General features: G+C 67.4%; 8 protein-coding genes. All 8 read left to right on the forward strand.

What is annotated here, in order from left to right; all coding sequences use genetic code 11:
* Positions 1 to 200: 200 nt before the first annotated feature.
* Complete coding sequence (locus tag KK141_RS21030) at positions 201 to 2531, forward strand: DNA translocase FtsK (RefSeq protein ID WP_214572022.1); 2331 nt, start codon at positions 201 to 203, stop codon at positions 2529 to 2531.
* A 74-nt stretch (positions 2532 to 2605) separates the two neighbouring features.
* Positions 2606 to 3265 carry an outer membrane lipoprotein chaperone LolA gene (gene lolA, locus KK141_RS21035; protein ID WP_214572023.1) on the forward strand — a complete coding sequence of 220 codons (660 nt, stop codon included), beginning with the start codon at positions 2606 to 2608 and terminating at the stop codon, positions 3263 to 3265.
* A gap of 10 nt (positions 3266 to 3275) precedes the next feature.
* Positions 3276 to 3941: a YoaK family protein gene (locus KK141_RS21040; protein WP_214572024.1), complete on the forward strand. Its 666-nt coding sequence runs from the start codon at positions 3276 to 3278 to the stop codon at positions 3939 to 3941.
* A gap of 91 nt (positions 3942 to 4032) precedes the next feature.
* A complete protein-coding gene (locus tag KK141_RS21045; RefSeq protein ID WP_214572025.1) occupies positions 4033 to 5364 on the forward strand; it encodes a replication-associated recombination protein A in 1332 nt (443 codons plus the stop codon).
* Between the two features lie 61 nt (positions 5365 to 5425).
* Positions 5426 to 6052 (forward strand): DsbA family protein, encoded by a 627-nt coding sequence (locus KK141_RS21050; protein ID WP_214572026.1) that lies wholly within the window; start codon positions 5426 to 5428, stop codon positions 6050 to 6052.
* 89 nt (positions 6053 to 6141) lie between these two features.
* Positions 6142 to 6717, forward strand: a complete 576-nt coding sequence (locus KK141_RS21055) for a hypothetical protein (protein WP_214572027.1) — start codon at positions 6142 to 6144, stop codon at positions 6715 to 6717.
* Between the two features lie 115 nt (positions 6718 to 6832).
* A complete protein-coding gene (gene serS / locus KK141_RS21060) occupies positions 6833 to 8113 on the forward strand; it encodes a serine--tRNA ligase (protein ID WP_214572028.1) in 1281 nt (426 codons plus the stop codon).
* A 137-nt stretch (positions 8114 to 8250) separates the two neighbouring features.
* Positions 8251 to 9765, forward strand: a 1515-nt coding sequence (locus KK141_RS21065; protein ID WP_214587358.1) for a S41 family peptidase, incomplete at its 3' end; no start/stop codon positions are given.

Here is a 9765-nt window from a genome sequence, read left to right on the forward strand (position 1 = left end):
AAAGGTTGGAGCCCGACAGAATGGGGAAGACGGGTGCGCGATTCAAGGCAGCTGAACCGGCAACCGGCGGTTGGCGGGCCCCAGGGCCCGGCGCCTGCGGACCGGGCCGCGGGGGGCGGTATCGAGGTATCTGGAGTCCTGGCCTTTGCCCAGGCGACGCAGTAGAAGCAGGTCCCTAGGACCGGCACGCGAGGAATACGGTGGCGCGTAGCGCGAACGTCAAGAAAGACAAGAACAAGGAACCCAGCGGCCTCAGCGAGGAGCTGAAGCGCCGCCTGCGCGAGGCCGGCGCGCTGCTGCTGCTGCCGCTGGCGCTCTATCTGCTGGTCTGCCTGTTCAGCTACAACGACCAGGACCCGAGCTGGGGCCATGCCAGCACGGTGGAGCACGCGCGCAACTTCGGCGGCGCGGTCGGCGCCAATATCGCCAACCTGCTGCGCTACATCTTCGGCCTGGTCGCCTACTGCTTCCCGCTGCTGCTGCTGGGCCTGGGCGTGCAGGTGCTGCGCCACCGCGGCGTGCGCACGGTGCAGCCGTGGGAGCCCTCGCTGCGGCTGATCGGCTCGGTGTTCTTCTTCATCACCGCGCCGGCCCTGCTGTACCTGAAGTTCAGCGACGAACCGGTGCTGCCCCAGGGCGTGGGCGGCATCATCGGCATGTGGGTGGGCCGCGGCCTGCTGCAGGCTTTCGGCGGCACGGGTGCGCCGCTGCTGCTGCTGGCGATCTTCCTGATCGCGGTGACCCTGGCCACCGGCCTGTCCTGGTTCAAGCTGATGGACCTGACCGGGCAGGGCATGCTGAAGATCGCCGGCTGGTTCGGCGGCAAGCTCAAAGAAGCCCCCGAAGTGCTGGCCGCGCGCCAGGCGCGCGCCGAGCGCGAGGTGGTCAAGAAGGTCGAGGCCGTGAAGCAGGCCAAGCGCGAGCCGGTGCGCATCGAAGCACCGCCGCCGCCGGCGCCCAAGAGCGAGCGCGCCCGCGTCGAAACGCAGATCCCGCTGTTCACTGGCGCCTCTGAGGCCGGCGAGTTGCCGCCGCTGTCGCTGCTGGACGAGGCGCCGCCGCAGGGCCCGGGCTATTCCGAAGAGACCCTGGAAGTGCTATCGCGCCAGGTCGAGCTCAAGCTCAAGGACTTCCGCATCGAGGCCAAGGTGGTGGGCGTGTATCCCGGCCCGGTGATCACCCGCTTCGAGCTGGAACCCGCCGCCGGCGTGCGCGGCTCGCAGGTGTCGAGCCTGGACAAGGACATCGCGCGCGGCCTCTCCGTGGTGAGCGTGCGCGTGGTCGACGTGATCCCGGGCAAGAACGTGATCGGCCTGGAGATCCCCAACGCCAAGAAGCAGATCGTGTACCTGTCGGAGGCGCTGCGCTCCGAGAAGTACGACCTGATGAAGTCGCCGCTGGCGCTGGCCCTGGGCAAGGACATTGCCGGCCGCCCGGTGGTGGCCGACCTGGCCAAGATGCCGCACCTGCTGGTGGCCGGCACCACCGGCTCGGGCAAGTCGGTGGCGGTGAACGCGATGGTGCTGAGCCTGCTGTACAAGGCCAGCCACAAAGACGTGCGCATGATCATGATCGACCCGAAGATGCTGGAGCTCTCGGTCTACGAGGGCATCCCGCATCTGCTGGCGCCGGTGGTCACCGACATGAAGGAAGCCGCCAACGCGCTGCGCTGGTGCGTGGCCGAGATGGAGCGCCGCTACAAGCTGATGGCCGCGGTGGGCGTGCGCAACCTGGCCGGCTTCAACAAGAAGGTGAAGGACGCCGAGAACGCCGGCCAGCCGCTGCTGGATCCGCTGTTCCGTCCGAACCCCGAGATGCCGAACCTGGCGGCCGAGCCGCTGGAGCCGCTGCCATACATCGTGGTCATCATCGACGAATTCGCCGACATGATGATGATCGTCGGCAAGAAGGTCGAAGAGCTGATCGCCCGCCTCGCGCAGAAGGCGCGCGCCGCCGGCGTGCACCTGGTGCTGGCCACGCAGCGCCCGTCGGTGGACGTGATCACCGGCCTGATCAAGGCCAATATCCCCACCCGCATCGCGTTCCAGGTCTCCTCCAAGATCGACTCGCGCACCATCCTTGATCAGTCCGGCGCCGAGACCCTGCTGGGTCACGGCGACATGCTCTACCTGCCGCCCGGCACCGCCACGCCGGAGCGCGTGCACGGCGCCTTCGTCGACGACCACGAGGTGCACAACGTGGTGGCGTGGCTGCGTGCGCAGGGTGCGCCGCAGTACATCGAGGGCGTGCTGGAGGAAGTGCAGGCCACCTCGGACGGCAAGTTCATCAACGACTCCGGCCTGCCGCAGGACGGCGAAGAAGGCGGCGATGCCGACGCGCAGCTGTACGACAAGGCGGTGCGCATCGTCACCGAGTCGCGCCGCGCATCCATTTCCGGCGTGCAGCGCCATCTGCGCATCGGCTACAACCGCGCCGCGCGCCTGATCGAGCAGATGGAGCAGGACGGCGTGGTCAGCGCGCCGCAGCACAACGGCAACCGCGAAGTGCTGGCGCCGCCGCCGCCGAAGTAAATCATTAAGCCGAATTCCATTAAGCGGTCCCGGCGCAGACTGCGCCGCCATCCGCGACACGAAACAGGGACCTTATGAACCGCTTCCTCGCCCTCTGCGCCGCGCTGGCCCTCACCGCCGCCGGCGCCGTCCACGCCGCCGCCGGCCCGGCCCGCGCGCGCCTGGACACGTTCGCCACCGGCCTGCATGCGCTGACCGGCCAGTTCACCCAGATCCTCACCGACGCCAACGGCAACAAGGGCAAGAGCAGCTCCGGCACCTTGTCGCTGGAAGCGCCCCGCCAGTTCCGCTGGGAAACGCTCACCCCCTACAAGCAGACCATCGTCGCCGACGGCAGCCGCGTGTGGCTGTACGACCCGGACCTGGAGCAGGTCACCGTGCGCGTGCAGAGCACCGAAGAGGCGCACAGCCCGCTCACCGTGCTCACGGACCTCAAGCAGATGGACCGCGACTTCAAGGTGACCGAGCAGGGCGAGCACGACGGCCTGGCCTGGCTGCGCCTTACCTCTACCGCCAAGGATCCGCAGTTCGACTACGCGGACCTGGGCTTCGACGCCAACGGCCTGGCGCGCATGACCTTCCGCGACCAGCTCGGCGCGGTCACCGAGATCCGCTTCGCCAACTGGCAGCGCAATCCCACCATCCCGCCGGCCACGTTCAACTTCGTGCCGCCGAAGGGCGCCGACGTGATCGGCGATGCGCCGGTGATCCAGACGCAGCCGCTGAAGGACTGACGCTTCCTCCATGCTGCGCCAGCTGCCGCGCTGGGCCTGGATCGGCGGAGGGCTGCTGGCCTTTATCGCCGGCATGATCAACGCGGTGGGCTTCATGGGTTTTCGCCATCAGGCGATCACGCATCTGACCGGCACTGCCACGCTGATGGGCGTGGCGGCCGCCGAAGGCAACCGCGGCGAGCTGTTGCATTGGGCGCTGGCGATCCTGGCGTTTCTCGGCGGCGCGGTGCTTAGCGGCTTTATCGTGCAACAGCACACCTTGAAGCTGGGGCGGCGCTATGGCGTGGCCTTGATGGTCGAATCGGCCTTGCTGTTCGCCGCGGTGCCCTTGATCCACGCCGGCAACGATGCCGGGCTGTATCTCGCCTCGATCGCCTGCGGTTTGCAGAACGCCATGGCCAGTACCTACAGCGGCGCGACGTTCCGCACCACGCATCTGTCGGGCATCTTCACCGACCTCGGCATTTATCTCGGCCAGCGCCTGCGCGGGCTGGACGTGGACCGCCTGCGCATCCAGGTCTGCGTGCTGGTGGCCGGCAGTTTTATCGCGGGCAGCGCGGTGGGGGCGCTGGCGTTCGGGGTGATGGCGGAGCGCACGTTGCTGTTGCCGGCGGTGATGACGGGCAGCATCGGGCTGGCGTATGCGGTCTATCGGCAGCGCCATCTGGCCGATTAGTAGCTCGTCATTCCGGCCTGCGCCGGAATGACGAAGTGGTGAGGCCGCCTGCCGAGCACCGGGTACAGCCCCCGCGCTATCATTGCGCCCTATGTCCGCCCGCGGTTCCTCCCCCGACCTCTTCCCCGAATCCGACGAGCTGAAGCCGCTGGCCGAGCGCATGCGGCCGCGCGGCCTCGACGAGATCGTCGGCCAGCAGCGCGTGCTCGCGCCGGGCAAGGCGCTGCGCCGCGCGCTCGAAGCGGGCCGCGTGCATTCGATGGTGCTGTGGGGCCCGCCCGGTTGCGGCAAGACCACCGTGGCCCTGCTGGTAGCGCGCTACGCCGATGCCGATTTCCGTGCGATTTCCGCCGTGCTGTCGGGCCTGCCGGAGGTGCGCAAGGCCTTGGCCGAGGCGGAAGCGAACTTCGCGCAGGGGCGGCGCACCGTGCTGTTCGTCGACGAGGTGCACCGCTTCAACAAGGCGCAGCAGGATGCCTTCCTGCCGCATATCGAGCGCGGCGTGATCATCTTCGTCGGCGCCACCACCGAGAATCCGTCGTTCGAACTCAACTCCGCCTTGCTCTCGCGCTGCCGCGTGCACGTGCTGGAAGCGGTGTCGGCGGACGACATCGTCGGTGCGCTCAAGCGCGCATTGCAAGACAGCGAGCGCGGACTGGGCGGGCAGGGCCTGAGCATCAGCGACGCATCGCTGCAGCTGATTGCCCGCGCCGCCGACGGCGACGTGCGCCGCGCGCTCACCTTGCTGGAAATCGCCGCCGAGCTGGCCGAGGACGGCCGCATCGACGAAGCCACGCTGGAGCAGGTGCTGGCCGACCGCACGCGCCGCTTCGACAAGGGCGGCGAGCAGTTCTACGACCAGATCTCGGCGCTGCACAAATCCGTGCGCTCCTCCGACCCCGACGCCGCGCTGTACTGGATGTGCCGCATGCTCGACGGCGGCGTCGACCCGCTGTATCTGGCGCGCCGCATGACCCGCATGGCGGTGGAAGACGTGGGCCTGGCCGAGCCGCGCGCCTGGCGCATGGCGCTGGACGCCTGGGACACCTACGAGCGCCTGGGCAGCCCCGAAGGCGAGCTTGGCCTGGCGCAGCTGGCGATCTGGCTGGCGATGGCACCCAAGAGCAACGCCGCCTACACGGCCTACAACCAGGCGCGCGCGACGATCCGCGACACCGGCACGCTGGACGTGCCGATGCATCTGCGCAATGCGCCCACCAGGCTGCTGAAGGGGCTGGGCTACGGCGAGGGCTACCAGTACGACCACGACGCCGAAGGCGGCATCGCGCTGGGCCAGCAATGCCTGCCCGATGCGCTCGACGGCACCGTGTTCTACGAGCCGGTCGAACGCGGCCTGGAATTGAAGCTGCGCGAGAAACTGCTGAGCCTGCGCGAAGCGCGGCGGCAGGCGCGCGGCAAGTAAGCGGTCTTTCTTCGGCGTTCCGCGTGGGCGCCGCCGTTCTGCCGTAGCCCGAGGCCATCGCATGTCCATCGTCTGGTACTTCGACTTCGTCTCCCCGTTCGCCTGGCTGCAGTGGCCGCGCATCAAGGAACTGATGCGCACGCACGAGGTGACCTTGCGCCCGATCCTGTTCGCCGGCGTGCTCGACCGCGTCGGCCAGAAGGGCCCGGCGGAGATTCCCGCCAAGCGCGAATTCATCTATCGCCACGTGCTGTGGCGTGCGCGCGAGACAGGGCAGCCGCTGCGCTTTCCGCCCAAGCATCCGTTCAATCCGCTGGCCGCGCTGCGCCTGTGCATTGCCGCCGGCAGCGATGCGCGCGCCACCGAGGCGATCTTCGAATGGATCTGGGGACAGGGACAGGTGGGCGACACCGCCGAGACGCTCGCTCCGGTAGCCGGGCAACTTGGCATTGCCGATGTTGCCGCGGCGATTGCCGACCCCGCCGTGAAAGCGCAACTCAAGGCCAACTTCGACGCAGCCATGGCCGACGACATCTTCGGCGTGCCCACCCTGGCCATCGACGGCCGCCTGTTCTGGGGCGGCGACGCGCACGACTTCGCGCTGGCCTATCTGCGCGATCCGGCGCTGTGGGACGAAGCGGAAATGCACCGCGTCGCCACCTTGCCGATCGGCGCCTCGCGCCTCTAGGCAAGCTGCTGCGCACGCCCTTGCTAGGCCTCGCCACGCGGGCATAGATTCCGGCCACCGCAGCGCGGTTAACCGGGGGAGGGACGGATATGCGCGTACTGGTGGCCGCCTTGATCGGCGGCATCGTGATGTTTATCTGGGGCGCCGTGGCACATATGGCGCTGGGCCTGGGCGAAACCGGCATACGCCAGCCGGCGGCGGAAAACGTGGTGCTGGACAGCCTGCATCAGGGGCTGGGGATGCAGGCCGGTGTCTATATCCTGCCGTCGTTCGATCCCGCCAAGATGTCCGACGAGGCCGCGGTCAAGGCCTATTCGGAGAAGGCCAGGTCCTCGTCGTACGCCTGGATCGTCTATATGCCGCAGGGCGACGATCTGATGCAGATGGGCCCGCAGCTGGGCCGGCAATGGGCCTCGGACACCTTGTCCGCCCTGGCCCTGGCCTTCGTGATGGGCCTGGCCGCCTTCGGCTTCCGCAAGCGCCTGGGCATTGCGGTGGCGGCGGCGCTGTTCGCCTGGCTCAGCGCCATGGTGCCGTACTGGAACTGGTACCGCTTCCCGCTGGACTTCACCCTGGCCGCCCTGCTGGAACAGGTGGTCGGCTGGCTGCTGGCCGGCGCCGCCATGGCCTGGTGGCTGGGCCGCGCGGAACGGCGCGCCGCTTAAGCCGAACCGCATCACAGGCCGCGGCGGGCGAGGGCGCGCCGCGGCCTGTCGCATTGCGGCAAGTCGGGCCCGGCCGCCATAATCCGGCGTTCACTAGCCATCATCCGGACCCATCATGCTGGACCCCGCCCTGCTGCGTTCGCGCCTGGCCGACACCGCCGCGCGCCTCAAGGAAACCCGTGGCTACGAACTCGACGTAGCCGCCGTGGAAGCGCTGGAAAGCGAACGCAAGCGGCTGTCCACCGAGACGCAGGAACTGCAGAACCTGCGCAACACCCGCTCCAAGGCGATCGGCCAGGCCAAGGCCAAGGGCGAGGACGTCGGCGCGCTGATGGCCGAAGTCGCCGGCCTGGGCGACAAGCTCAAGGCCAACGAGCATGCGCTGGTCGAGGTGCAGGCGAAGATCGCCCACATCGCGCTGGGCATCCCGAATATCCCGCACGAGTCGGTGCCGCCGGGCAAGGACGAAAGCCAGAACGCCGAACAGTTGCGCTGGGGCACGCCGCGTTCGTTCGATTTCGAGGTGAAAGACCACGTCGACCTCGGCGCCCGCCACGGCTGGCTGGACGCCGACGCCGGCGCCAAGCTCTCCGGCGCACGCTTCACCGTGCTGCGCGGCCAGCTGGCGCAGCTGCATCGTGCACTCGCGCAGTTCATGCTCAACCTGCATACCGGCGAGCATGGCTATCTGGAATGCAGCGTGCCGCTGATCGTCAATACCGAGACGATGCAGGGCACCGGGCAGCTGCCGAAGTTCGAGGAAGACCTGTTCTCGACGCATGTCGGCGATGCCAAGCGTTACCTGATTCCCACCGCCGAAGTGGCGCTGACCAACCTGGTTGCCGACAGCATCGTCGAAGCCGACACGCTGCCGATGCGCCTCGCCGCGCATTCGATGTGCTTCCGCGCCGAAGCCGGCAGCTATGGCCGCGATACGCGCGGCATGATCCGCCAGCATCAGTTCGAGAAGGTGGAGATGGTGCAGATCGCTTCGCCTGAGCAGTCGCATGCGCAGCTCGAAGAGATGGTCGGCCACGCCGAGAAGGTGCTGCAGCAGCTGGGGCTGCCGTATCGCAAGGTGCTGCTGTGCACGGGCGACATGGGGTTTGCGGCGCAGAAGACCTACGACCTGGAAGTATGGCTGCCTAGCCAGAACACCTATCGCGAGATTTCTTCGTGCTCGAACTGCGGAGATTTCCAGGCGCGAAGGATGCAGGCGCGGTGGCGCAATCCGGCGACGGGCAAGCCGGAGCTGGTGCATACCTTGAATGGGTCGGGGTTGGCGGTTGGGCGCACGTTGGTGGCGGTGATGGAGAACTATCAGAACGCGGATGGTTCGATCACGGTGCCGGAGGTGTTGCGGCCTTACCTGCACGGGGCGGAGAAAATCGCCTGAGCCTGTGACGAAAAGCCCGGTCTTCGCCGGGCTTTTTCTTATGGGCCGCCACAACGCTTTTAGGGAAGATGTCGACGGGGGCCGCCGATCGCGATGGCTCAAGCAGTGCTTCGATCCATTCGAACAGCGAAGACGACATGATCAAGACGCAGACGCGAAGCTTGGGCCGGATTCTATGTTTCATGGCCTGCGGGCCCGCGCTCGCCGCAGCGGCCCAGTCGCCGCCCGCGACACCGGCCAGCCTGCCGGGGCGCTATATCGAATCGCTGAAACTGCATCAGGCCAGGCAATACGCCGAGGCCGCGGCGATCCTCGAGCCGTTCTACACGGCGGGCCCCAATGGCATGGATTGGCATTGGAATGCCGCCATGTACCAGCTCGCACGCGATGAAGCGCTGGCCGGGAACAAGGACAAAGCCATGGATGCGCTGATGGCCGCGCAAGCCAGAGGCGGCAGCGTTGCGGCGGACCAGCTGGCAGCGGAGGCCGATCTGGCATCGCTCCACGGCGACCCGCGATTCAAGCCGCTGATCGAGGCGGCGCGCAGCCAGGAGCGCCTGTGGGCGCGCCAGCCCGGCCAGGATCTGCCGTTCGCGCCGAACCTGAGCGAGGACGCGAAGATCGCGGGCCTGTCCAGCCTGTGGGCGGAGGCCCGCTTCAACTTCGCCTTCTTCGACCGCCAGCCCGAGCTGGATTGGAACCAGGCCTACCTGGACTTCCTGCCCAAGGTGCGGGCGACGGCATCGACCGAACAGTATTACCGCGTGCTGATGCGGTTCGTTGCACTGCTGAAGGACGGCCACACCAATATCTATCCGCCCGAGCCTTTGCGTGACGCCTTCTATGGCCGGCCGGGCTTGCGCACGCAGTGGGTGGAAAACGCTGTCGTGGTGATGGGCATCGACGATCCCGTGTTGTCCGCGCAGCATTGGCGTGTGGGCGATGTGCTGGTGAAGATCGATGGCGAAGACATACGTTCTTATGCGCAGCGCGAGATCGCGCCTTACCAGAGCTCCTCGACGGCGCAGGATCTGCAGGTGCGCACCTATGACTATGCCTTGCTCGGCGGGCGTGCTGGCAGCCAGGTCCACGTCACTGCCAGGAATGCCGAAGGTAAGGAAGAAAACCGGGTGTTGACCCGGCTGACGCTGGCGGAGCAATCGAAGCTCAGGATCGGCGGAGTGTCGTTCAAGCTGAGGCCGGATGGGATTGCCGTCCTTACCATCGATGAGTTCGACGACACGGAAGGCACCAAGGCGCTGCTTGCGAATCTGTCGGTGGTGAACGCATCCAAGGGGTTGGTTATCGATGTGCGTGCCAACGGCGGTGGCAGCACGCCTGTGGACTTGCTGCAGTTGTTGACGCGGGAGCCGATTCGGGGGCCGTTGATTCGTACGAGAAGCTATGCCGCGGCGGATCGGGCGCGTGGTGTGTTGCCGGGGTGGAGCGATGTGGTGCCGTTCGAGGTGCCGGCGGATGCGGAGCATCACGTGGATGTGCCGGTGGCGGTGTTGACGAGTGCGCGGACGTTTTCGGCGGCGGAGGATTTTGTCGCGATGTTTGGGGCGATGCGGCGGGGGATTACGGTGGGGGAGACTACGGCTGGAAGTACAGGGCAGCCGTTGTTCTTTTCGCTACCTGGGGGAGGGGGC

Origin of the sequence: Dyella sp. LX-66, assembly GCF_018599165.1 — a bacterium.
Classification (GTDB): domain Bacteria; phylum Pseudomonadota; class Gammaproteobacteria; order Xanthomonadales; family Rhodanobacteraceae; genus Dyella_D; species Dyella_D marensis.